Source organism: Denitrificimonas halotolerans, assembly GCF_034259425.1.
GTDB lineage: Bacteria > Pseudomonadota > Gammaproteobacteria > Pseudomonadales > Pseudomonadaceae > Denitrificimonas > Denitrificimonas halotolerans.
The window spans coordinates 1-25145 of record NZ_JAXIVU010000003.1 but is presented as its reverse complement, the minus strand read 5'-3'; the positions used below and the strand labels follow the sequence as shown (position 1 = coordinate 25145).

Sequence of the window (25145 nt, the reverse complement as noted above, 5' to 3'; positions counted from 1 at the left end):
ATGGCGCAAACCCTAGAGCATTTAAGCCGTAAAAATGACACCCTCACCAGTATTAGAGGGATTGTGCATACCATGAAAACTCTCTCAGCAATTAATGCTGCGCCCTATGAACAAGCTGCAGAATCCATTGAGGCTTATCACCGTACGGTGTTGCAGGGGTTGGCTGCATTTGTTTACCGCACTGGTGGTATGAGTCAGCTGACTGAAGTGACTCAGCCTGCTCAACGTTTGCTTGTTGCTTTTGGTTCGGATCATGGTTTGTGCGGCAACTATAACGAGCTTGTCGCTGGTGCAGTTGTGCAATATACGCAGAAACAACCTATGTTGCAGCAACATATCCTTTGTATTGGATCACGATTAGCTAATGCGTTATACGAGCATGATTTTATTCCTGATGCAATTTTGATGCCGCCCGCTTCGGCCGATGGGATAGGGCGTTTAGCTGGGGATATAGTGACGCATATTGAGCGTTTAGGTCGGGGGCAGGCGTTGGCGTACTTAGCAGTAACTTTAATCTTTACTCAACGAGCTAAGCATGGCTATCAAGAAACAGTAATACGTCCTTTATTGCCTTTGGATGAAGCATTGTTGCAACCGCAGCAGCGTTGGTCGTCGCGTTCCTTACCTGATTACACCATGAGGACGAAGGATCTTTTAGCTTCATTGATACGTAATCATGTGTTTGCCAGTGTTTTTCGTGCTTCGGCGGAAGCAATGGTCACAGAGAATGCTACGCGCTTGGCATTGATGCAGCAGGCTGAGCAATCGGTAGATGAGCAGCTGGATGCCGTGCAGCAAGATTTAAACAGTGTGCGCCAAGATGAAATTACCAATGAGTTAATGGATATTGTGATTGGGCACTTAGCTAAACTTTAAAGCATTTAAAGTTACTGATGTTTAGCATTGAAATAATAGATGTATGCTATGCGTGCGACACACCGATTGGGTTGGTTGCTGCCCAGGTTGTCGATTACTTGTAGTAGCGGCTACAGTAGGTCTTTAACAATTGCTAGCAGAATTTCCCCAACTTTTAGGTCTTAGGTGGTGGGATGAATGCGCTTTTGATCTTACCTTTAGGTGTTTGCATGATGAAATAAGATTCAGTCTTAAGGCTAGGGGTTCTTGAAAATAGATGCTCTTAGACACAAATTATCATTCGGTCTTTTTGCTCAATTATCACTTGATACTTATCACCAAGTACCGCAGAAAGGTATTTGATGCTGTTGTATCGAGCAGAGCAAAGGTGGTGCACCGCTTGATGTTGTAAAGCAGTACATCGTAAGTCAGGGGTAAGGCCAGTAAAATGAGCAAGCAAGTCCTTAAAGCCTATAAATACAGGCTCTACCCAACGGTAGAACAGCAGGTGTTTTTTGCCAAGTCGTTTGGTTGCGCTCGCTTTGTTTACAATAAAATGCTCCACGATAAAGTAGAGCATTATGAAAAAACTAAGACCACACTAAGAAACACGCCTGCCCAGTACAAAAAAGAATTTGAATGGCTTAAAGAAGTGGACAGCTTGGCGCTGGCCAACGTCCAGCTTGACCTGTAAAGCGCCTTTCAACGTTTTTTCAAGGGTGGTTTTGGCTACCCTAAGTTCAAAAGGAAAGGCATTAAGGAAAGCTACACGACCAACAACCCAAAAGGCACGATTGCTGTTACCAACCGCTCAATTAAGCTACAGCGATCAGCGACAGTTCATGGTCACAGTTTGCCACGATGCTGGACTACAAAGCAGAGTGGTATGGCAAACAGCTCATCAAGCTAGACGATGGTTTCCATCGTTTAAAACCTGTTCAGGTTGCGATCATGCGCTTGGTAAGGGTGAGCTCACCCTAGCCATGCGGCAATGGCAGTGCCCAAGTTGCAATAAAACTCTAGATCGTGATTATAACGCCAGCATCAACCTCCCCAAGGAAGGGTTACGCTGCTGGATATCAATGACAGAAACCCTCGGTGCTAGAGAGTTAGCCGAGTCAATTAGCATAACCTCTGCTGTGGTGTAACGCCCCCTCCACTAAGTCCGTGCATGACCTAGGCCCCCCACTACTAAAGTGGCGGGTAGTTCATGAAGATTGTTCTGGCTTGGACTCAGGTTTTAGTAGTGTGCTGTTGCTGCTGCCAGAGCTTGGCGTAGTAACCGTTTAGAGCCAACAACGCATTATGGCTGCCACTTTCTATAATTTCGCCTTGTTCCATTACTAAGATGGTATCGGCATCGCTGACTGTTGAAAGGCGGTGGGCAATGACCAAAGTCGTGCGTTGTCGGCTGACTTCGTTCAGGGCATCTAAAATGATATGCTCAGAGATCGAGTCCAGAGCGGATGTAGCTTCATCTAGAATCAGTAGCGGTGGGTTCTTTAATAATACTCGCGCAATAGCTACACGCTGCTTCTCACCACCTGAAAGCTTAAGACCACGTTCACCAACTTTGGTTTTATATCCTTCTGGTAAGCTTATGATGAAATCATGTAAGTTAGCTTGCCGTGCGGCATGCTCAACTTCCTCTTGGCTAGCGCTCGGGCGACCATAGGCAAGGTTATTGTAGATGCTGTCATTAAACAGCACTGTATCTTGCGGTACGACACCAATGAGGTTACGCAGGCTGTCTTGGGTCACTTGGCGAATATCTTGACCGTCAATGCTGATGTGACCGCTGCTGACATCAAAAAAACGAAATAGCAGGCGAGCGAGTGTGGACTTGCCAGCCCCGCTTGCGCCAACTACTGCAACCTTATGCCCTGCTGGGATTGTAAAGCTGACGCCTTTTAAAATAGTGCGATCAGGATTGTAGCTAAAGTGCACATCATGGAAGGCTATCTCGCCTTGAGTTAAATGAAGTGCTTGAGCATAAGGTGCATCTTCAATGGCGGGGTGTTCTTCTAGCAAACCAAAGAGTCGTTCTACATTGACTAATGATTGACGAATTTCACGGTAGACAAAACCCAGTGCGTTTAACGGAATAAAAAGTTGGATGAGATAGGCGTTCACCATAGTGAAATCACCTAAAGTCATTGCACCGCTGGCCACTTCGTTAACGGCCATGATTAAAATCCCTATGAGGGATGCTCCAATAATAAAGGCTTGCCCAGTGTTTAATGCAGCCATTGATAGGCGGTTTTTGAGGCGTGCTTTTTCCCACAGTACCAAGTCATTGTCATATTGTTCAGCTTCGAAGCGCTCGTTATTGAAGTATTTAACGGTTTCATAATTCAGTAAGCTATCGATGGCTTTCGAATTTGACTGATTATCACGGATATTGGCTTCGCGAACAAAGCCGGTGCGCCACTCTGTAACACGTATGGAAAAAACTACATATATCAGTACTGATATAAAAATGGCCAGAACATAGCTGGCATTGAAGGCAACCAAAAGAATACTAGCGACCATCACGATCTCTAGAAGAGTTGGAATTATATTGAATAAGGTGAAACGTAGCAGAAAGCTGATACCGCGGGTGCCGCGTTCAATATCTCGGGCTAAACCACCGGTTTTACGGTCGAGGTGAAAGGCCAGTTCGCGTTGATGTAAATGACGGAAAACACGTAAAGAAACACGGCGCATGGCGCGCTCTGCGACGCGAGCAAAGATAGCATCGCGCAATTCACTAAAGAGAGTGCTGCTAAAGCGTAGTGTGCCGTATGCAATAACCAACATAATAGGCACCCATAGGAGCATATCAGCAGCACGATGTTGATCTAGGTAATCGACGATATATTTAAGGGCAATGGGCGTAGAAACTGTGGTGACTTTGGCCAGTATGAGCATGCCTACAGCGAGGACAACACGGCCTTTAAATTCCGTTAAGTAGGGCCAGAGTTCGGCAATGATTTTCCAGTTCGGCTTATGACCTTGGTAGTTGTTATCAGTTGAGGGGCGCACAGATGTTCCTTTTCAATGAAAAACAGCGAGCGTACAGAGTGACGCATCCATTCAGGTAGCAGAGTTTACCAGAAAGGCAAAATACCTCGTACGCCGAGTGTGGGAATGCAACGCAGGAGGTTCTCTGCTAGAGATTATACTGAGCTTGAGGCAAGCTTGTTCAGTGTTGTTATCTGGTCATGTTAAAAGAATAGCGGTGCGATCACGAGCTTGTAATGCCGAGCTTGTAATGCAAAGTGTCGAAGGGTGTGAGCGTTTGAGCGCCATACACAGGGCCGAGTAGGAATAGAGTAAAAAGACTCTTTTGGTCAAGTATAAGGCACGTCAATTGCAGTAATACCTTCAACTTGTCGCCGTGAGGGGCCTAGGCCAGTATTCTGCCAACTACGGTCAGTGTGGTTTCTGTGATGTAGCTAGAAGCATCACTGGCCAAGTACACTACAGCTCCACCCATTCAGCTAGGGTTAGCCACACGCTTAAGAGGAATGAGTTATAGGGCGTGCTTTAAAATGGCGTCGTTAGAAGTGAGTGCAGCTGCAAATTTAGTATTGGTTATACTTGTTAGTAGGGTGTTGCAGCGGATACCAACGTTGGCGCAGTCTTTAGCAAAAGCTTTAGTCATACTAATTACCGCTGCTTTTGTAATGGAATAAATGCCCTGCATTTGTGCCGAGGTTACATCACTGATTGAGGCGACATTAATAATACTGCCATTGCCTAGTGCAATGCACATAGGCTTTTGGGCAGTATGGAAAGTCTGCATTGAGTCGGTTAAGAATTAAAATTCTCGCTCCATATCACTTGTGTAGGCTGAGCCTTGTTGCCAAAAGAAGGGTAGCGCAGGACAAGGTCTTGCTCAGGGGAAGACAGTAAATACGTCAAATTGGATGTACCATCTGGAAACTGGCCAATTGTGGGTTCGCCAGTTTCCAGATGCGGTGGTGGCTTGAGATAGCGGACGACAGCCGCAGCATTGAGCCCTTCGCCGTCGAGCGTTTGAATGGTTTGATTGGCAAGTGGTATATCGAGCTCTTATATTTGTTTATGGTTGGAGCGTTACCTTCCATAATTAAATGGCTAGCGTATGCTTTTTCAATCAGACAACAGTCGTTATTGATTGCTTTATGCTTTGAGCTCCAGCCAGATTGGTGCATGATCGGAAGGTTTTTCCATAGCGCGTAGCTCGTAGTCAATACCGGCATCGAGTAAGCGAGCATTGAGTGCCTGACTAGTCATAATTAAATCGATGCGTAGGCCACGTTTAGGCTGGTCTTCAAAGCCACGGCTGCGGTAATCAAACCAGCTGAATTGGTCGTTAACTTGCGGGTGTAGGACGCGGAAGCTATCTTCTAAACCCCAGTTTTTAAGCTTTTTTAGCCATGTACGTTCGATTGGTTGGAAGCTGCACTTACCAGTGCGTAACCAGCGTTTAGCGTTCTGCTCGCCAATACCAATGTCTTTATCTTCTGGAGAGATATTAAAGTCACCCATGACGATCAGTGGGTCAGCAGGGGTAAACTGGGTTTCGATCAGTTGTTGTAGGTCAGCGTAAAACTTCTCTTTTCCAGGGAATTTGGTTGCATGGCTGAGGTTCTCACCTTGTGGAAAGTAGCCATTCATGACGGTCACTGGATTGCCAGAGTGGTCATTATAGACACCCCAAATAAAGCGGCGTTGAGCATCTTCGTCATCATCTGGGAAACCTTTATGGATGGATAGGGGCTCTTGACGAGAAAGCAGAGCGACACCGTAATGACCTTTTTGTCCGTGGTAGTGCACGGTGTAGCCTAGATCTCGGATCATTTGTTCAGGGAATTGCTCATCGGCCACTTTGATTTCTTGTAGGCCAATGATATCTGGGTTGTGCTTGGCAATGAGTTCAGCCAGTTGGTGAGGGCGTGCGCGTAACCCGTTAATATTAAAAGAAATAAACTTCATACTAACCCTTGTTTGAAATACAGTCCGGTGGTTTAAAAATACATACGCCTCAGTAAAGACTGAGTGTAATGCAAGGGATTATAGATCCTTGTTGCGCTGATTGAGAGTTATGAGGTGAAATTCTCCGGCGAAGTTGAGTGATTTTACTCGAAGCTCAGGCAAGGTGCTCTATAAGTTTACTTTAGTGTAATGGTAAAGGTGTTTACGGCTCTGCTGAGAGTGCGGAGGATAAAGGGTGAAATTCTTTTTTTTTGCAGGCTATACTTTGACTGTTATTTTGACCTGTAGAGTGCTCGCAACTCATCCAGTCGCATGCAAGTCAGTGTAACTCTGCGGATGATACAATTTATTAATCCAATTACTGGTTCTTTATGAGTGCTGACATCAGGCGTATTGCCATTTGTTTTTTAATGACTTTCTGTATTTGTTTGCCTATATCTGTATGGGCAGCTGAGTCTTTAGATGTGAAGGTGGAGCCTGAGCTGCCTGAATTAAAGCACAATATTGAAGCCTATCTTAAGCCGCTGGCGGTAGGTGATGCGAAAGCATTAAATGCTGCAAAGCGAGCAGTCAGGCAACAAACACGCCTCGCGAGTGAGGCTTTGGGGTATTACCAAGCCAAGATTTCAGTGCGAGTGACTGAGGATACTAAGCCTCAATTAAAGGTTCGGATTGAGGCTGGGGAGCCGGTGCGTTTGCGCACAGTGAATATTCAAGTACAGGGTGAGGCTGCACAACTACCTGCTTTTGCGATACCTGATGATAAGCGTTTAAAAGTGGGCGCACGCTTGGATCACAGTGCTTATGATGATGTAAAAAACATGCTCCAGAACCAAGCTTTACGCTTTGGTTTTTTTGCAGCGCACTTTACTCAGCAAGAACTATTAATCGACCCGCAAATGGGCGTGGTAGATATTAATTTAGTATTTGTCAGCGGGCCTCGTTATCGTTTTGGTGAGGTTACATTTTCTGAACAGTCCAAAATTAATCAGAAGCTCTTAAGGAATTTACAACCCTTTCAACCAGGCACTCCTTATCGGGCTGCTTTAGTGGCGAAATTCAGCCAAAATTTACAATCATCAGGTTACTTTGAGCGCGTGCGTGTGGATGCAGTGGGTGATCCTAATGGTCCTTTAGATATACCTGTAAAAGTTGTTTTGGAACCGGTTAAGCCACGGACGGTTAGTTTAGGTGCAGGCTTCTCCACTGATGTGGGCCCACGTGGCCGGTTTGGTTGGGAGAAGCATCGGGTAAATCGACGTGGGCATAAACTAGGGGTTGAGAGTGAGGTGTCGCAACCTAGGCAGAGTGCAGCTGTTTGGTATCAAATTCCTTTAGAGGCTGCGCTTACTGATCACCTACGCTTTTCTGCCGGTTATCAGAGTGAGGAGTTGGTCGATGCCGATAGTCGTTTAACCAGTTTTGGGGGGCAGTGGCATGCACAGTTGCCCAGTGAATGGATGAGGGTTGTGTCGCTACGTTGGGAAGAAGAAAAGTATGATTTTGGCAGTGGTGGGCGAAGTGGTCGTCATAGTTTCTTAATGCCTGGAATTGGTTATTCAGTATTGCGCAGTAACTCGCCGATCGACCCTAGTCACGGCTATCGCTTACAGTGGGATCTACGTGGGGCGAAGCAAGGTCTTTTAGCTGATGCTGATGTGTTTCATGTTTCGGCATTAGCACGTGGTTTGCACACTTTTGCCGATAAGCATCGTCTGCTCGGTCGTGCACAAATTGGTGCAATTGGTACCAATGATTATAAAAAATTTCCGCCATCATTACGCTTCTTTGCTGGGGGAGACCAAAGTGTACGAGGTTATGGTTATCAAACCTTGTCGCCAAGAGATGAGCAGAATAATCGTGAAGGTGGGCGTTATATGTTTGCAGGTAGTATTGAGTATCAATATAGCTTTGCTGAAAGCTGGCGCTTTGCCACCTTTATTGATCAAGGCAACGCATTTAACGCTTTAAGCGATACGATGAATACAGGTGCGGGAGTGGGTATTCGTTGGATTTCTCCTGTGGGGCCTATACGTCTTGATTTGGCTCGTGCGTTCCATGAAAACAAGGGATGGCGGATTCACTTTTCTATGGGGCCTGAATTATGAAGCGCATCAGCATTGGTATTGTGTTGAGTGTTTTAATTCTGACTATTGTATTACTTGGTCTTTCTAGTGCTTTGTTGGCTACTCAGGGTGGTAGTCGTTGGGTTCTTAAACAAGTGCCCGGTTTAACAGTGCAAGGTTGGCGTGGTGCTCTATTATCGCAATGGCATGCAGAGGAGCTGCTTTGGGAAAATGATGATATGAGGGTGCAAATCAATCAGGCGCACATGAGTTTGAGTCCCAGCTGTTTATTGCGCAGTACTTTGTGCTTAGATGCGTTGACTGCTGCACGAATTGAATTACAGTTACCTGAATCGATGCCCACAAATGAGCCTGCACAAGGCATTGAATTGCCTGATCTGCAACTGCCACTGAGCATTGAAGTGGGAGAGGTGCGGGTGGATGAGTTTAGCCTTAACGGAGAATCCCTAGTAAGTCATGCAGAGTTGCGTGCTAGCTGGGTAGAAGAAGGGATTTACATTTCTGAATTTGCTTTGCAATATCAGGAATATAAGGTAAATGTTACAGGCAGTATAATGCCTAGCTTGGGGTGGCCTGTGGATTTACAAGTCAATGCATATGTGCCGGTACCCGATGCGCCCGCTTTGGATGTAGTGGCGCAGCTCACAGGCAGTTTACAAAACTTAAACCTTGTTGCAGCGACTCAGGGTTATGCTGCAGCTCAGCTTAAAGGGCAAGTGCAGGCGCTAGATGTGAATGTGCCGGCACAGATCAGTATTAAACTTGCTGACTTTAAGGCGACGCCAGACTTGCCGGATACTTTGACGGTTGCTGATTTGGCATTGGAGTTGCAAGGGGACTTACAAAAAGGCTATCACGTGGATGGCCTAGGTGTACTTTCGAGCACGGCAGATAAAATGGAGCTTAGTCTGACCGCTTTAGTGCAGACGACAGAGGCGCGTTTGCAATCATTACGTCTAAGTGCCAACGAAAAAGCTTTTGTGGCTGTGCAGGGTGTAGCTCATTGGAAAAATGAATTAACAGCTGATGTTCAATTGCAGTGGCAGGATTTTCCTTGGCATCAATTATTGCAGCAAGAAGAAGTTCCTGTGCAATTGCAACGTTTAACCGGACAAGTCAGTTATGCTACAGGTCAATATCAGGGGCAGATCGATGGTGATTTGCTAGGCCCTGCAGGGCCTTTTACGTTACTGACAAGTTTTTTTGGTAATGAACAAAAGATAGAACTCAGTGAATTCTTGCTCGAAGCAGGACAAGGCCGCTTACTGGGAACGGCTACAGTGGGATTCGCTCAAGGGTTGGAGTGGCTAGCTGATGTTCAAGCTAGCCAGCTGGACCCTGCTTACTGGCTCGCAGAGTTGTCTGGAGAACTGGCTGGGCATATCCAAACTCAAGGGGTAATGTCAGATGGCCTGCTGCAAATGAGCGTGCAGACTGATTTAGAAGGTACTCTACGCAGCTCTCCTGCTCTTTTTCAGATGGATCTGCAGGGTGAGCAAAAGCCCCAGCAGACGCCGGTTTGGCAATTAAACAATGCGGATGTTCGTTTAGGTGATAATCGTATTTATGCGGTTGCTAGAGTTGATGATGCATTAGCAGGTGATGTTCGTATTGAGTTGCCACGTTTAGTGCAATTGTGGCCTGGTTTGGCGGGACAGGCCAACGGTCATATTCGGCTGTCTGGTCATTTGGCTGACCCGTTGGCTGAAGTACAGTTGCAAGCTGAGGGTGTTGCTTACGATGGTCAGCGCGTCGGACAGTTTGAGTTGTTGGCGGAATTATTATCTCAACAGCGTGCTGAATTGAGTTTGGATGCCAAGCATATTTGGAGTGGTGAAACCGAAATTGGTGCTTTACATATTGATGGTAGAGGGCGTCTAGACAAGCACCAAGGACAGTTGACGCTTGCAGGGCCACTATTAAACACAGAGATTAAATTGGCTGGTGGTTTGCATAAGGGAAACTGGTTGGGTCAGTTAAATAAACTACTCTTAAGCAGCCATGAGCAAGATTGGGCTTTAGACAAAAAGACTGCCATTGAATACCGAGATAATGGTGAGTTAATGGTTGCTGCGCATTGTTTTAAGCATAACGGTGCGAGTTTATGTGCAGGCAAACAGCGTTTATTACCGCAAGCTCAAATTGACTATCGCTTATTGAACTTCCCTTTGGCAGCTTTTCAGGCATTTTTACCAGAAGAAGCACAGTTAGATGGGCAGATCAACGGTGTTTTTCAAGTTAAGTTGCGTGATAAGGGGCCCATTGGAGTAATCCGTTTGGATGCTGGGCAGGGGGAGTTGCGAGTTAAGCATGAAGAAGTATGGGAAACCTTTGCTTGGAAAACTTTACAGCTCAATAGTGATCTAGGTGATCGAGCAATTAGCTCTAAACTGCAACTGACAGGCGTTGAGAGTGGGCATTTAGAAGTACTTGCTAATATTGATCCGCGCAGTGAGCAGAAAAAACTTCAAGGTCATTTTGATATCAATAATGTTGATTTATCTGCTTTACGTCCATTTGTGAGTCAGGTTGAAACAATTAAAGGACAGCTCGAAGGGCGTGGTATGTTAGCCGGCACCTTGCTTAAACCGCTGGTAACAGGCTTCGTACAAATCAGTGAAGCACAGTTGAGTGGTGGAGATTTACCGGTGCCTTTTCAGCAGTTGCAGTTGCGTGCTGACATTAAAGGTGAGCATTTACAGCTCAATGGTGGCTGGAAAAGTGGTGATAAGGGAGTGGGTAGCATTGCCGGTGTTGTGCGTTGGGCGGATCAACTATTGGTGGACATTGATGTAAAAGGTGATCAGCTACCTTTGCATGTTGAACCTTACGCCGATATTAAAATGGCGCCAGACTTGCATATCAGCTTGAAGGATGAGCGCTTATTTATTAGTGGTAAAGTTGCTGTGCCTGAAGGTTTAATTACCATTCCTCAGCTGCCTGAACAGGCAGTGCATGTTTCTGCTGACGCAAGAGTTTTAGGGCAAGGAGAACCTACGAGTGCCTTACAGGTAGGGATGGACATTGATTTGGATGTTGGTACTGATCGCTTACGTTTTACTGGTTTTGGTTTGGAGGCAGATCTGCGTGGGCAATTACAAGTGGGGGATAATTTAGCAGGGCGGGGGCTGTTGGAACTGCTCAATGGGCGCTATCGTGCGTATGGACAGCGTTTAGAGTTGCGCCGAGCGCGGTTGTTATTTGCAGGGCCCTTAAGTTATCCATTCTTAGATATAGAAGCGGTGCGTGTGACGGGTGACGTTACAGCGGGCTTGCGTTTAACTGGACCGGCCATGCAGCCGCAAAGTGAGATTTTTTCTAACCCTGCAATGAGTCAAGAACAAGCACTGTCTTGGTTGCTATTAGGACGCCCACTCCATGGGGGCGATGACGATGGTAATTTGATGGCACAAGCTGCATTGGCTTTAGGCCTTATGGGTACTGCTCCTATCACCAGCAAAATTGCAGAAGCATTTGGTGTCCAAGATTTTAGCTTAGAAAGCGAAGGCAGTGGTGTCACTTCAAGTGTTGTGGCAACAGGGCGTCTTAGTGAGCGTATGAGTTTGCGTTATGGGGTTGGCGTCTTTGAGCCTGCGAGTACTTTAGCTTTGCGTTATGAGTTGAGTAAGCGCATGTACCTAGAAGCGGCTAGTGGACTAGCGAACTCATTGGATATTTTCTATAAACGTAATTATTAGGACAGAGGGGCAACTCTTGACAGTTTCCTCGAATGATGCGTATAGACCTAAATTAGGATTTGTTTATTTTTTATGCTAGACTACATGTATCGAAGTCACCCAAAAGTGGTTTAATGTCTAGCTCGTGGTTTGGTTTCACTCCCATCTTAAAGCTTCATATCTATGAGAAACGCTGGCGCAGCGGTACATAGCTAATCCCTTCTTGTTACACAGTTTATTTAAACATTTTTGTTTTAAGGTCTTTCGAGTTGTTGAGCAACTTGAACGAATAGTTGTATCTAGAAATTAAGGACTCTCTAAAAGAGCTGCTGTATATAAACCAAGACTAAGGTTTGAGTGCTTTTTCAGAGAATCCCTATAAGGGGTTTTAAAATGTATTACTGGTTAATGTTGGCTTTAGCCGTAATTGCTGAGGTAATCAGCACAGTAGGTATGAAATACGCAGCAACCAGCTCACCTGTTATTGGCTATTTAGTCATGGCAGTTATGATTTCATTGTCTTTCTATTTGTTCTCGCGAGCAGTGATACGTATCCCGTTGGCGGTGTCTTATGCCATTTGGGAAGGCTTAGGTTTGTTCTTGATTGGTCTTGCCGGTGTTGTATTGTTTGGCGAATATCTCACTATGGTTGAAATGTTTGCTATTGGTTTGATGTTGACAGGTTTGCTGTTGGTCACCTTTGATAAGGGACAGCCGGAAGAGGAAGTCAGTGAAGCGAAAAAGCAGCCAGCGCTGCAGAAAGTTGCCGTGCAACAACAAGCTAAAGCATCTAAGTCTAGGTTAGGTGAGGTGGCGCTATGATTGTTCCAGTTACCTTATTAGTCGGTTCAGTTTCACTTGATTTGATTGCTTGTTATTGTGTTAAGCGCTCAAAAGGGTTTAAGAAAGCAGTTTGGGGCATTGCTGGGTTGCTAGCCATCATTGCGGCCTTTGTTTTATTAAGCTTTGTTGTACGCCATATTCCTTTAGGTGTTGCCTACTCCGTGTGGGGAGGGTTAGGGGTCTTAGGTACAGTGTTGCTAGACCGTTGGTTGTTTAACTCTCGTTTAGGTACTCAAGGTATGATCGGTGTTGCTTGTATTGTGGTTGGGATCGTTGCTCTACAGATCTAAACCGGTACAAAGCTGGCGCTATTTTTAACTTTCTTTACAATGCTGCTCCCACTTATTTACGGAGCAGCATTCATGCCAAATCATCCAGCCCAAGATTCTCCTCTCGGGAAAACTAGCGCTTATATCAGTCAGTATGATCCCAGCTTGCTTTTTGGTATTGCTCGAAGTGTCAAGTGGCAAGAGTTGGATTTTACCGCTGAAAACCTCCCTTATGTAGGTGTTGATATTTGGAATTGTTATGAGCTGTCGTGGTTGTTGCCATCAGGTAAGCCTGTTGTAGCCATGGCACAGTTCACAGTGCCTGCAGACTCAGCGCAGATTATCGAATCCAAATCCTTTAAGTTGTATCTCAACTCTTTAAATCAAAGTGTTTTTGCCAGTTTTGCTGACGTTGAGGCGGTGCTAGTTGAGGATTTATCTAAAGTTGCACAAGCACCGGTGCAGGTTAAGATTAAAGCCTTGCGTGATGCAGTTGCTGAAGGGGTGTATGAGCCGCAAGGTATATGCATTGATGACCTGGATGTTAATTTAAGTATTTATGAGCATCCCCATAGCGAAATGTTGGCCTGCAGTACTAATCAAGTAGAAGAACAGCTCTATAGTCACTTATTAAAATCGAACTGTCCCGTAACAGGTCAGCCGGACTGGGGGACTGTGATCATCAATTATCGCGGCCCTGCTTTAGATCATGTTAGCTTATTAACTTACTTAGTGAGCTTTCGTCAGCATCAAGACTTTCATGAGCAGTGTGTAGAGCGTATTTATCTAGATCTATATCAGTGTCTGCAGCCGGAATTTTTAAGTGTTAGTGCGCACTATGTACGCCGTGGAGGTTTAGATATAAACCCTGTGCGCAGCTCAGAGCCGGTTCATATTGAAAATCGACGCCTAGTTAGGCAATAAGCCATAAACTGGTGATGGATAGGTTGATTGACTGGTGTATCGTTTTTAATAGCGCCTTAAGTATATAGGGCTGTTTTTATTATAGGTTTAAAGTATGACGCAAGATGACCGGGTGAAATTAGAAGCAAGTTGGAAGGCTGTTTTAGCAGATGAGTTTAAGCAGCCTTATATGCGTAACTTGGCTGATTTTTTGCGCGAGGAAAAACAGCAGGGAAAAGTGATTTTCCCACCAGGGGCACAGATTTTTAATGCATTGAATTTAACTCCATTGCCTCAGGTCAAGGTTGTTATTTTAGGCCAAGATCCATATCACGGCCCAGGGCAGGCGCATGGCTTGAGCTTTTCTGTGCCTGAAGGGGTCGCGATTCCACCTTCTTTACTCAATATGTATAAAGAGTTGCAGCGGGACTTGAATATTCCTATTGCTGAACACGGTTGCCTACAAAGTTGGGCTGAGCAGGGAGTGTTACTACTCAACACGACTTTGACAGTGGAGCAAGCCAAAGCCGGCTCTCATGCTAAGACTGGCTGGCAGCGTTTTACGGATCGAGTCATTGATTGTGTGAATGAGCAATGTGAGAACGTCGTGTTTTTATTGTGGGGAGCTCATGCCCGTAGTAAAGGTGAGCGCATTGATGGTACTAGGCATTTGGTGTTGACCTCGGCGCATCCGTCTCCGTTATCAGCTTATCGGGGCTTTATAGGCAATGGTCATTTCAGTCAGTGCAATAAGTTTTTACAGCGTACAGGGCAAACGCCTATTGATTGGAAATTGCCGAAAGCTGCGGTAGTTCAAACAGGGTTGGACCTGTAAAGGGCAGTGTATGTGCCTGAGGGATGCCGGTATAGCAGCATGCAATAACCAGTAAATTTGCAATATACTTAAGCTTTATAGTCTTAGGTTATAAGTTGATGCATACGCGGGTTATGGACTGGCTGCATTTGGCGCTATCATAGGCATCTTTTCTAAACTTGATGCTGTTTTTATTCTATGACTGTTCACTACCCAACCTTGGCCGACTGCATCGGCAATACTCCACTCATCCGCTTACAGCGTCTTGGCGGTGAGACAACAAATACGTTATTGGTCAAGCTCGAGGGTAATAACCCTGCGGGCTCGGTTAAAGATCGACCGGCTTTATCTATGATTGAGCGCGCAGAGCGTAGCGGGCGTATTCAACCAGGTGATGCTTTAATTGAGGCAACATCAGGCAATACAGGTATTGCCTTAGCTATGGCTGCAGCAATTAAAGGTTATCGAATGCTGTTAATCATGCCGGATAACTCAACAGCTGAGCGTAAAGCTGCAATGACGGCGTACGGTGCTGAATTAATTCTGGTGGATTCTATGGAAACGGCTCGTGATCTAGCATTAGAGATGCAAGATCTGGGTAAGGGGATTGTTCTGGATCAGTTTTCTAATCAAGACAACCCGGTAGCGCATTATAATTCTACAGGACCAGAAATTTGGCAGCAGACCCAAGGCCAAATTACCCATTTTATTAGTTCTATGGGAACAACAGGAACTATTATGGGGGTTTCTCGCTATCTGAAAGAGCAAAACCCTAAGATTCAGGTGATTGGTTTGCAACCTACTGATGGAGCAACCATTCCGGGAATTCGTCGTTGGCCTGAAGCATATTTGCCCAGTATTTTTGAGGCCAGTCGAGTGGATCAGGTGATCGATATGGGGCAAGAAGATGCGGAAGATTGTATGCGCCGTTTGGCCCGTGAAGAAGGTATTTTCTGTGGCGTTTCTTCCGGTGGCGCAGTGGCGGCCATGTTGGAAGTGTCTAAGACCGTTGAAAATTCAGTTTTAGTAGCCATTATTTGTGATCGGGGTGATCGCTATCTATCGAGCGGTGTCTTTGCTCTGGAGTCTGTATGAAACGTTCCAAAGCACCTAAAAGCTTGCGCTTTCAACCTGCCGGTGGTGAGCGAAATACTTTGCCTGTGGGCAAAAAACAGGTGCTCAAGATTGAGCGCTTAGCTCATGATGGTCGTGGTATTGCATTTGTTGAAGGGCGTACTTGGTTTGTCAGTGGTGCCTTGCCGGGTGAGCAGGTACAGGTGCAGGTATTATCCGCGCGCAGTAAAGTAGTGGAGGCGCAAGTGGTGGCCTTACACAGCCGTAGTTCTCAACGTATTGAACCGAAGTGTCAATGGGTGGGGCAGTGCGGTGGGTGTACATTGCAGCACATTACCCATGCTCAGCAGGTTGAACTCAAACATGCCAATTTGGTCGAGCAGTTCAGCCGTGAGGGAGTAACACCTGAAGAGTGGGCAAAGCCTTTATTGGGGCCAGCTTTTGCTTATCGTCGCCGTGCACGTGTATCAGTACGTTACGATGCTAAGCAGAAGCATGTGTATGTGGGATTTCGTGGTTTAGCCAGTTCTACTATTGTGGAAGTGACGGACTGCAGCGTTTTAGTTGATGAATTACAGCCTTTATTCGCTGGCTTAGGAACCTTATTGAATGGGTTTAAGCAACCGCAAGCTTTAGGTCATGTGGAATTATTTAGTGGTCGCAGTACTGCATTATTATTACGCCATATACAAGCACTTCACCCTGAGGATTTGCAACAACTACGCTCTTATTGCGCTGAGCAGGGGGCTCAATTATGGCTGCAGGGGGTAGGTGAACCTCAACCTGCTCAAGCGGGGCAAGAGCTGAGCTATCCTTTATCTCGTTTTGCTTTAGATATTGCGTATCAGCCAGGTGATTTTGTTCAAGTGAATGCGATCATGAATGAAGCCATGATTGTACAAGCATTGGAATGGTTAGCACCGCAGGCAGATGAGCGTATTCTAGATTTGTTTTGCGGCTTAGGTAATTTTGCTTTGCCATTGGCACTGCAGGCTGCAGAGGTTGTGGCTGTTGAGGGGGTTGCTGCTATGTTGAGACGTGCAAGTGGCAATGCAGAGGCCTATAGGATTAATAATGTGCGCTTTTATCACAGTGATTTAACTCGGCCCTTGCGTGAGAATAGTTGGGCTTGTAGTAAATTTGCAGCTGCTTTATTAGATCCACCACGTGAGGGTGCACAAGCTGTTGTTGCAGATATCGCGAAGTTGAAAGTCTCACGTATTGTTTATGTTTCTTGTAACCCTGCTACATTAGCGCGTGATGCTGCAGTATTAACGTCACGTGGCTACCGTTTACACAAAGCAGGTGTACTGGATATGTTTGCCCAGACGGGGCATGCCGAAGCAATGGCATTGTTTGTGAAAAAATAGGCGGCCTATTGAGCTCGCAGGTTGTGAGAGTCTTAGGCTCGAAGGATTGGTCATGGTACAGGTCAGAACAGAACATCCCGTTCGTGAAGATGGCAGCATTGATTTGCCGAAATGGGTCGGTGAAATTCTTACGATAGATCCTACGCTTGATGCGGAGGGCCTATTAAAGGCCACGGAGTTTGCCCAAGCAGCAGAACATAAAGCGAATGTTGCTCAGCGGGTATGGGCGGAGGGTGCATCGAGTCTGCGCACTGGTTTAGAAATTGCACAAATATTGGTGGATTTAAAGCTTGATCAGGATACTTTAGTTGCCGCGATTCTATACCGCACTGTGCGAGAAGAAAAAGCACAGCTCGTAGAGGTTGAGCGCCTCTTTGGCCCAACTGTAAGTAAGCTGGTTGATGGGGTTCTACGGATGGCTGCCATTAGCGCTAGCCTTAATCCGAATACTAATGTTGTTTTGAATGCGCAAGGTCAGGTGGAAAACTTGCGTCGCATGCTCGTGGCTATGGTAGATGATGTGCGTGTTGCACTGATTAAATTAGCTGAGCGTACTTGTGCCATTCGTGAAGTAAAAAATGCACCAGAGCAGAAGCGTTTACGTGTTGCTCGTGAGGTTTTTGATATTTATGCACCGCTTGCCCATCGGTTAGGAATTGGGCACATCAAGTGGGAGTTGGAAGATTTATCTTTCCGCTACCTTGAGCCAGAGCAATATATGGAAATTGCTGGCTTGCTGCATGAGCGTCGGATTGATCGTGAGCGCTTTATTCGTAATGTTGAGCAACAACTGCGTGACGAATTGAGCAGAGCCAATGTGGATGCCGATGTCAGTGGTCGAGTAAAACATATTTATTCGATTTGGCGCAAAATGAAGAAGAAAGGTTTGCAGTTTAGTGAGATTTACGATGTTCGAGCTGTGCGTATTTTAGTGCCGCAAGTACGGGACTGCTATACCGCACTTGGGATTGTACATACACGCTGGCGTCATATTGCTCAAGAGTTTGATGACTATATTGCTAACCCTAAAGAAAATGGTTACCGCTCGTTGCACACAGCAGTGATTGGGCCTGAGGGAAAGGTGCTAGAAGTACAGATTCGTACTCATGAAATGCATGAAGAAGCCGAGTTAGGGGTATGTGCGCACTGGCGTTATAAAGGCACCGATATTAATAGCCAGTCAGATCAGTATGAAGAAAAAATTTCTTGGTTGCGTCAAGTGCTTGAGTGGCATGAAGAGTTGGGGGACATTGGAGGTTTAGCGGATCAACTGCGGATTGATATTGTTCCAGATCGTGTTTATGTCTTCACGCCTGATGGTCATGCTATTGATTTGCAGCAAGGTGCAACGCCTTTGGATTTTGCTTATCGTGTACACACAGAAATTGGTCATAAGTGTCGTGGCGCTAAAGTAAATGGACGCATTGTACCGCTCAATTACAGCTTGAAAACCGGTGAGCAAGTTGAGGTAATTACCAGTAAAAATGGTACCCCTAGCCGGGATTGGTTGAACCCGCATTTAGGGTATCTGACCACCGCACGCGCACGAGCAAAAGTAGCGCAGTGGTTTAAGCTGCAAGCACGTGATAAGAATGTTGCGGCAGGTAAGCAGATGTTCGAGCGTGAGTTAGCACGACTGGCTATCGGCCCCATTAATTATGAACGTTTAGCTGAGCGCTTGAACGTTAAAACCAGTGAAGATTTATTTGCTGGTCTTGGTGCGGGAGATGTGCGCTTGGCGCACGCTTTAGGTGCTGCACAGTATCTAATAGAGCCGCATGAGCGACGCGAGCAGCAGTTGGATCTGATTCCACGTAAACCCAGTGAACATGCACCAGGCCGAGATGAGGTGCGGATCCATGGCGTAGGGAATTTGCTGACACAGATGGCCGGTTGTTGTCAGCCTGTGCCGGGCGAGCCCATTGTAGGTTATATCACAGTGGGGCGCGGTGTGACGATTCACAGACAAGATTGCTCAACGGCTTTACAGCTCAGTCGCCGTGAGCCAGAGCGTATGATTCAAGTGGGCTGGGGGACTGAGCCTGTGAAGACCTACCCTGTGGATGTGCTGATACGCGCTTACGATCGCTCGGGCTTGCTCAGTGATGTGTCACAAGTCTTGTTGAATGAAAAGATGAATATCGTCGCACTGCAAACTAGCGTCAGTAAAGAAGATAACACGGCTACGATGAATATTACTGTAGAGGTGCCTGGTTTAGATGAGTTAGGGCGCTTATTGGGACGTATTTCACAGTTGCCAAATATTATTGAGGTGCGTCGCCAGCGGCATTAGTGTCCCGCAATGAATGGAGCAACTCAAAGGGCGATGATCAGCGATCAGGGTTTGATGAAGCTTAATAGCCTTAATCGGTGGAGTTGGTTATTCTTGCAGTTTCGAACGGGCATGCCAGTTTTAAATGCTGATTGGGCCAATTAAAACCATGCTGGATTATCAATACGTGTTAGAAGGATGTAATTGTATGTCAGAGTTTCCACCTTGCCCTGCTTGTAAAGAAGAAATCACTTATCCTGACCTTCAGAACTATGTGTGTGCAACCTGTGGTCATGAGTGGCCTATGGATGCAGAGCAGGAAGTCGAAGAAAGTCATGAAAAAGTGGTCCGAGATGCCCATGGTACGCCTTTGGCTGATGGAGATACGGTTATTTTGATTAAAGATTTAAAAGTTAAAGGTAGCTCAACTGTGATTAAAATGGGTACCCGCGTAACTAATATTCGTATTGTTGACGGTGACCATGATTTAGATTGTCGTATTGATGGACAAAAAATTATGCTTAAATCAGAGTTTATGAAAAAGGCTTGAATTGTAAAATGAGGGCTGCACAGCCTTATATTGCGTAGCTGTAATTTTGTACGCTCTTTTTGATATAGCGTATTTAAATCTAGCTGCGCCATTTGTTGGTACGTTATTTTATTCTTCGCTTGGATGGCACTATAAATTATTGGCTGTCAGCAGTAGAATAGATTTTTTATTGCATATTTTCGTGGAGTTGAAGGCATGACAGACGTCAAGAAGGTGGTTCTCGCCTATTCCGGTGGCTTGGACACTTCGGTCATTCTTAAGTGGCTGCAAGATACGTACAACTGTGAAGTTGTTACTTTTACCGCTGATTTAGGTCAAGGTGAAGAAGTCGAGCCAGCACGTGCTAAAGCAGAAGCCCTAGGTGTTAAAGAAATCTACATTGACGATCTGCGCGAAGAGTTTGTTCGTGACTTTGTCTTCCCAATGTTCCGTGCTAACACCATCTATGAAGGTGAGTACTTGCTTGGTACTTCTATTGCACGCCCCTTGATTGCTAAGCGTTTAATTGAAATTGCTAATGAGACCGGTGCTGATGCAATTGCACATGGTGCAACGGGTAAAGGTAATGACCAAGTACGTTTTGAGCTAGGTGCTTATGCGCTTAAGCCTGGTGTTAAGGTCATTGCTCCTTGGCGTGAGTGGGATTTACTATCCCGTGAAAAATTGATGGATTACGCAGCTAAGCATGGTATTGAAATTGAGCGTCATGGTAATAAAAAATCACCATACTCAATGGATGCTAACTTACTGCATATTTCCTATGAAGGCGGGGTTTTAGAAGATACTTGGGCAGAAAGTGAAGAAGATATGTGGCGCTGGACTAACTCTCCAGAAAAAGCACCTGAAACGCCACAATACATTGAGCTGACATATCGTAAGGGCGACATTGTTGCCATTGATGGTGTTGAAATGACACCGGCAACAGTATTGGCAGAGTTGAATCGCATTGGTGGTGAGCACGGTATCGGTCGTATTGATATCGTCGAAAACCGTTATGTGGGTATGAAAGCGCGTGGTTGCTATGAAACCCCAGGTGGTACCATCATGCTTAAAGCGCATCGTGCGATTGAGTCTATTACCCTTGATCGAGAGGTTGCACACTTAAAAGATAGCTTGATGCCTAAGTATGCAGAGCTGATCTATAACGGTTACTGGTGGAGCCCTGAGCGCGCCATGTTGCAGCAGATGATTGATGCATCGCAAGAAAATGTTAATGGTGTTGTACGTTTAAAACTGTACAAAGGTAATATTATTGTCATTGGTCGCAAGTCAGACGATTCACTTTTTGATGCTGCCGTTGCAACCTTTGAAGATGATGCTGGAGCTTATGATCAAGCTGATGCAGCAGGTTTTATTAAGCTCAATGCATTGCGCTTACGTATTGCGGCTTCTAAAGGTCGTCGCTTGCTGTAAGCTAGCAGTAGCAATTGTTGCTTGAACTCTAAAAAAGCCACCCTTGCGGTGGCTTTTTTATTTCAAATAGAGTGCTTTTGGGTGTTTCAGTTGAGCTATGGTGTGCAAAAGCATCATTAAACGGAGATAAAACAGATAGGAGTTTGCTTAAACAATCAGTCAGACAAATAAGGATAATAAAATGACCAGTAATGCAGACATAAATATAAGACCTGATTATGATCAGGTCATTCAAGATATCGCAGATTATGTATTAACTTATAAGGTCATCAGTGTCGAAGCACTAGATACTGCTCGTAACTGTTTAATGGATACACTAGGGTGTGGTTTGCTAGCGTTGCGCTTTCCAGAGTGCACTAAACATCTTGGCCCTATTGTCTCTGGCACTTTGGTTCCGAATGGTGCTCGTGTACCTGGCACATCACATGTACTTGATCCGGTTAAAGCAGCTTGGGACATTGGCTGTATTATTCGTTGGTTAGATTACAATGACACCTGGTTAGCTGCTGAGTGGGGGCATCCATCAGATAATTTAGGTGGTATTTTAGCTGTAGCGGATCATTTGTCTCAGGTTCGGTTGGCTCGAGGTGAGCCACCTTTGCTCGTGCGCGAAGTCCTTGAAGCTATGATTATGGCTCATGAAATTCAAGGAGTGATTGCATTAGAAAATGCCTTTAATCGTGTTGGCTTGTGTCATGTTTTATTGGTACGAATTGCCTCAACTGCGGTTGTAACTAAAATGATGGGAGGCAATAGAGAGCAAATTATGGCTGCAATTTCCCAGGCATGGGTCGATGGTTCAGCTTTGCGCACTTACCGCCATGCACCCAATGCAGGCTCACGCAAGTCATGGGCTGCAGGTGATGCGACGTCACGAGCAGTACGTTTGGCCGACATGTCAATGCGCGGTGAAATGGGGGTGCCGAGTGTTTTAACAGCTCCGCAGTGGGGCTTTTATGACGTTTCTTTTGCAACGACTAATAAAGATCATATGCTTAAGCCGCTGTCTGAACGCCAGTTTGTTTTCTCGCAAGACTACGGTTCTTATGTGATGGAGAATATCTTATTTAAGGTTTCTTTTCCGGCTGAATTTCATGCTCAAACTGCGGCTGAAGCCGCTGTTACTTTGCACCCAATGGTTAAGGGGCGGTGGGCAGAGATTGAGAAAATCGTCATCCGTACTCATGAGTCAGCTATTCGTATCATTTCTAAAACAGGTCCTTTAGCTAATGCAGCAGATCGTGATCACTGTCTGCAGTATATGGTTGCTGTACCATTAATTTTTGGAGATTTAATAGCGGAGCATTATGAGGATGATTTTCATGCGGCGAATCCGTTGATCGATGAGTTGCGTGAAAAGATGGAGATTATTGAAGATAAAAGCTTCAGTGCCGAATATTTGGAGGGAAATAAGCGCTCAATTGCTAACGCAATCCAGGTGTTTTTTAAAGATGGTAGTGGTACAGAGGAAGTGGTTGTGGAATATCCTGTGGGCCATCGCCGCCGTCGTAAAGAAGGGATCCCTCTGCTGGAGGAGAAGTTTAAAGCGAATTTAGCCACACGTTTTCCGAGCCAGCAATCCGAAACCATCTTCAGTTTATGTAAAGATCAAGCTCAGCTTGAAGCTACAGCGGTTAATCATTTTATGGATTTATTTTTAATTGGTTAAATTTTGACGGGCCACTAATGCTGCATGTTAAGTGGAAGGTCGTATCCTATTGCTTAAGAGGGCGTGATATGTCTACAAGAAACAAGCATCGCATGGGACATTTCATTGCTTTGAAAAGTGCCATCATCAATGGCGAAGAAACCGTGGTAAAGCAGTATTTAGTTGATCGTTCCATGCTTGATGTTGAGAAAAGTTATCTTTTGGAACTGGCTGAGTTGGGTGGTAATGCAGCCATCATTCAGCTACTCGAACAGGTACCTGTCAAAGATCCTAATAAAAGTTTTCAGGCTTAGTAAGCTCCGCGTAAATCTTCGTACCCGCAGCATGAGGGCGTCAGCGCGGCACTCAACATCAAGCAGCAAAGTATAGTGAAGTTGGGGAATGCTACTCGTCTCTGTCTGCGGAGGTTTACGTAAGTCCGGCATAAGTCCGGTATGTCAACGGCTGCTGCCTAAGAAATCAGGCCTCGCTCGCGGCGCGTCAGCATTGATAACAAGAAATAGTGGTAATCCCCCCGAAAAATAGCAGTGCTCATAAGTAGAATTTTCCATAAGCTATATGCAAGGAGATTCTGCATGCAACGCAGTAACGCGCAGCGATCTAAAATCACGATTTACCGACAGCCAAATCCTCTCAGTCTTGAAGCAAGCCGAAAATGGTGTGCCAGTTCCTGAGCTGTGCCGTGAGCACGGCATGAGCAGTGCAACCTTTTATAAATGGCGCACCAAGTTTGGCGGCATGGATGCGTCAATGATGGCCCGCTTAAAGGAGCTTGAAGAAGAAAACCGTCGTCTTAAAACAATGAGCGTTGAGGAGCGTTTGAAAGCCGAGATTCTTAAAGAGGCCATCGAAAAAAAGTGGTGAAGCCGTCTCGGCGTCGTGAGATGGCACAACGAGCCGTTAATGAAAAAGCAATCAGCATTAGATTGGCGTGCCTGATTTTTAGCATCAGTGAAACCTGCTATCGCTCTCAAGCCAAACTCAGCCATGAAAACGCTGAAATTGCTGACTGGCTGATTCGTCTGACTCATAACCATAGAAACTGGGGCTTTGGATTGTGCTTTCTATATTTGCGTAACGTGAAAGGCTTTTGCTGGAACCATAAGCGCATTTACCGCATCTATCGAGAGCTTGAGCCGAACCTACGTATCAAGCCTAGGAAACGCTTAGTGCGTGATAAACCGCAGCCTCTGGCCGTTCCTGAAGCTATAAATGCCTGCTGGTCAATGGACTTTATGTATGATCAGCTGAGTGATGGTCGCAATTACCGGCTTTTGAATATCATCGATGACTTTAATCGCGAAGGCTTGGGCATTGAAGTTGATCTTTCACTACCGGTAGAGCGCGTGATTCTAACACTGGATCGGGTTATTGAATGGCGCGGTAAGCCTAGCTCAATTCGCTGTGATAATGGACCCGAATATATCAGCGGAAAGCTAGGTGCCTGGGCAACTAAACTTGATTTTATTCAGCCTGGTAATCCGCAACAGAATGCTTATATCGAACGCTACAATCGTACTGTGCGTTATGACTGGCTCGCCCAGTATTTATTTGAGAGCATTGCAGCTGTTCAAGATTATGCGACTCAATGGCTCTGGCACTACAATAACGAACGCCCTAATATGGGGCTTGGCGGCATTACCCCTAAACAAAAGTTGGCCATAGTGGCCTGATATCTACTTTTGAACCCTGTTATAAATGGGGGGATTACCTAGTCACTGGTAAGATAAGAATGTTTGCCATAGTGTCTGGGTAGGAGACTGTGAAATAATACGTCATATGGGTAGACTCAGCCGGCCTGCGTGGCAGTGCTTTATTTATGTTGTTATAGCGTTAAGGAGAGTAAACAATGAGGCTTTTACATACAATGTTGCGTGTTGGTGACCTTGAGGCTTCCATCGCTTTTTATACAGAAGTATTGGGTATGAAATTATTGCGTCGTCGTGATTACCCAGAGGGTGAGTTTACTCTAGCGTTTGTTGGCTATGGTGATGAGGCCACAAATAGTGTGATTGAATTAACTCATAATTGGGGCGTGGATCAGTATGATCTTGGTGATGGTTATGGTCATATCGCTTTGGAAGTTGAAGATGTTTATAAAGCTTGTGAAGAAATTCGTGCGCGTGGTGGAAAAATCACCCGTGAGCCAGGTCCCATGAAACACGGCTCAAGTATTTTGGCATTTGTAGAAGATCCAGATGGTTACAAGATTGAGCTGCTATCACCCAGTCGTGCAGACTAATGATTCACGTTAGGTTTGATTGACATCCTCCCCGACCTAAAGGACGGGGATTCCTACTGCTAGACGACCATGCCCGGCCGCGAGAATGTTACGTGCCGCGTTGATATCGCGATCGTGGGTGACACCACACCCACTGCACGTCCAT

At 45.7% G+C, this 25145-nt stretch carries 20 protein-coding genes and 3 pseudogenes; 19 read left to right on the top strand and 4 right to left on the bottom strand.

Annotated features, from left to right (window positions below; translation table 11 throughout):
• The 4 genes and pseudogenes from TOI97_RS03350 to TOI97_RS03335 all read left to right on the top strand — a co-directional run bounded on the left by TOI97_RS03350 (position 1) and on the right by TOI97_RS03335 (position 2003).
• Positions 1 to 876 (top strand): F0F1 ATP synthase subunit gamma, encoded by an 876-nt coding sequence (locus TOI97_RS03350; protein WP_321552714.1) that lies wholly within the window; start codon positions 1 to 3, stop codon positions 874 to 876.
• Between the two features lie 256 nt (positions 877 to 1132).
• A pseudogene (locus TOI97_RS03345) lies at positions 1133 to 1243 on the top strand (transposase); the annotation flags it as partial.
• Between the two features lie 60 nt (positions 1244 to 1303).
• Positions 1304 to 1549 (top strand): helix-turn-helix domain-containing protein, encoded by a 246-nt coding sequence (locus TOI97_RS03340; RefSeq protein WP_321552713.1) that lies wholly within the window; start codon positions 1304 to 1306, stop codon positions 1547 to 1549.
• A gap of 167 nt (positions 1550 to 1716) precedes the next feature.
• Positions 1717 to 2003 (top strand): annotated as a pseudogene (locus TOI97_RS03335) (zinc ribbon domain-containing protein).
• A gap of 85 nt (positions 2004 to 2088) precedes the next feature.
• Here the strand turns inward: TOI97_RS03335 and TOI97_RS03330 are convergent.
• The 3 genes and pseudogenes from TOI97_RS03330 to xthA form a co-directional block, all read right to left on the bottom strand.
• Positions 2089 to 3879 (bottom strand): ABCB family ABC transporter ATP-binding protein/permease, encoded by a 1791-nt coding sequence (locus TOI97_RS03330; RefSeq protein WP_321552711.1) that lies wholly within the window; start codon positions 3877 to 3879, stop codon positions 2089 to 2091.
• Positions 3880 to 4243: 364 nt separating this feature from the next.
• Positions 4244 to 4597 (bottom strand): annotated as a pseudogene (locus tag TOI97_RS03325) (SDR family oxidoreductase); the annotation flags it as partial.
• 404 nt (positions 4598 to 5001) lie between these two features.
• On the bottom strand, positions 5002 to 5817 hold the full coding sequence (gene xthA / locus TOI97_RS03320) for an exodeoxyribonuclease III (protein ID WP_321552710.1): 816 nt from the start codon (positions 5815 to 5817) through the stop codon (positions 5002 to 5004).
• A 371-nt stretch (positions 5818 to 6188) separates the two neighbouring features.
• Here xthA and TOI97_RS03315 point away from each other — a divergent pair, with 371 nt between their 5' ends.
• The 15 genes from TOI97_RS03315 to gloA all read left to right on the top strand — a co-directional run bounded on the left by TOI97_RS03315 (position 6189) and on the right by gloA (position 25000).
• On the top strand, positions 6189 to 7925 hold the full coding sequence (locus TOI97_RS03315; RefSeq protein ID WP_321552709.1) for an autotransporter assembly complex protein TamA: 1737 nt from the start codon (positions 6189 to 6191) through the stop codon (positions 7923 to 7925).
• Entirely contained in the window at positions 7922 to 11602 is a 3681-nt protein-coding gene (locus TOI97_RS03310; protein WP_321552708.1) for a translocation/assembly module TamB domain-containing protein, read from the top strand. The genes TOI97_RS03315 and TOI97_RS03310 overlap by 4 nt, the downstream gene beginning before the upstream one ends.
• A 372-nt stretch (positions 11603 to 11974) precedes the next feature.
• Positions 11975 to 12403 carry a multidrug efflux SMR transporter gene (locus TOI97_RS03305; protein WP_321552707.1) on the top strand — a complete coding sequence of 143 codons (429 nt, stop codon included), beginning with the start codon at positions 11975 to 11977 and terminating at the stop codon, positions 12401 to 12403.
• Positions 12400 to 12714 carry a DMT family transporter gene (locus tag TOI97_RS03300; RefSeq protein ID WP_321552706.1) on the top strand — a complete coding sequence of 105 codons (315 nt, stop codon included), beginning with the start codon at positions 12400 to 12402 and terminating at the stop codon, positions 12712 to 12714. The genes TOI97_RS03305 and TOI97_RS03300 overlap by 4 nt, the downstream gene beginning before the upstream one ends.
• Positions 12715 to 12786: 72 nt before the next feature.
• Positions 12787 to 13617: an NADPH-dependent 7-cyano-7-deazaguanine reductase QueF gene (gene queF, locus TOI97_RS03295; protein WP_321552705.1), complete on the top strand. Its 831-nt coding sequence runs from the start codon at positions 12787 to 12789 to the stop codon at positions 13615 to 13617.
• Positions 13618 to 13711: 94 nt separating this feature from the next.
• Positions 13712 to 14431, top strand: coding sequence for a uracil-DNA glycosylase (ung, locus tag TOI97_RS03290; RefSeq protein ID WP_321552704.1), 720 nt, complete (start codon positions 13712 to 13714; stop codon positions 14429 to 14431).
• 177 nt (positions 14432 to 14608) lie between these two features.
• Positions 14609 to 15505, top strand: a complete 897-nt coding sequence (cysM, locus tag TOI97_RS03285) for a cysteine synthase CysM (RefSeq protein ID WP_321552703.1) — start codon at positions 14609 to 14611, stop codon at positions 15503 to 15505.
• Complete coding sequence (rlmD, locus tag TOI97_RS03280; RefSeq protein ID WP_321552702.1) at positions 15502 to 16854, top strand: 23S rRNA (uracil(1939)-C(5))-methyltransferase RlmD; 1353 nt, start codon at positions 15502 to 15504, stop codon at positions 16852 to 16854. Before cysM ends, rlmD begins: the two co-directional genes overlap by 4 nt.
• A 52-nt stretch (positions 16855 to 16906) precedes the next feature.
• The gene (gene relA, locus TOI97_RS03275) at positions 16907 to 19147 is read left to right on the top strand and encodes a GTP diphosphokinase (RefSeq protein WP_321552701.1); all 2241 of its coding nucleotides are present in this window, start codon (positions 16907 to 16909) and stop codon (positions 19145 to 19147) included.
• A 187-nt stretch (positions 19148 to 19334) separates the two neighbouring features.
• Complete coding sequence (locus TOI97_RS03270) at positions 19335 to 19676, top strand: zinc ribbon domain-containing protein YjdM (protein WP_321552700.1); 342 nt, start codon at positions 19335 to 19337, stop codon at positions 19674 to 19676.
• Between the two features lie 195 nt (positions 19677 to 19871).
• Positions 19872 to 21089: an argininosuccinate synthase gene (locus TOI97_RS03265; protein WP_321552699.1), complete on the top strand. Its 1218-nt coding sequence runs from the start codon at positions 19872 to 19874 to the stop codon at positions 21087 to 21089.
• Between the two features lie 181 nt (positions 21090 to 21270).
• Entirely contained in the window at positions 21271 to 22758 is a 1488-nt protein-coding gene (gene prpD, locus TOI97_RS03260; protein ID WP_321552698.1) for a 2-methylcitrate dehydratase, read from the top strand.
• Positions 22759 to 22826: 68 nt separating this feature from the next.
• Positions 22827 to 23051: a hypothetical protein gene (locus TOI97_RS03255; RefSeq protein ID WP_321552697.1), complete on the top strand. Its 225-nt coding sequence runs from the start codon at positions 22827 to 22829 to the stop codon at positions 23049 to 23051.
• A gap of 265 nt (positions 23052 to 23316) precedes the next feature.
• Positions 23317 to 24431 (top strand): IS3 family transposase gene (locus tag TOI97_RS03250; protein ID WP_407651309.1). Its coding sequence is split into 2 segments (ribosomal slippage): positions 23317 to 23608 and positions 23608 to 24431, totalling 1116 coding nucleotides; the frame shifts between segments, so codons are not numbered across the junction.
• 176 nt (positions 24432 to 24607) lie between these two features.
• Positions 24608 to 25000: a lactoylglutathione lyase gene (gene gloA / locus TOI97_RS03245; protein ID WP_321552695.1), complete on the top strand. Its 393-nt coding sequence runs from the start codon at positions 24608 to 24610 to the stop codon at positions 24998 to 25000.
• Between the two features lie 36 nt (positions 25001 to 25036).
• On the opposite strand, the gene TOI97_RS03240 is transcribed toward gloA, so the two are convergent.
• The coding region (locus TOI97_RS03240) for a zinc ribbon domain-containing protein (protein ID WP_321552891.1) at positions 25037 to 25145 on the bottom strand (109 nt) is incomplete at its 5' end.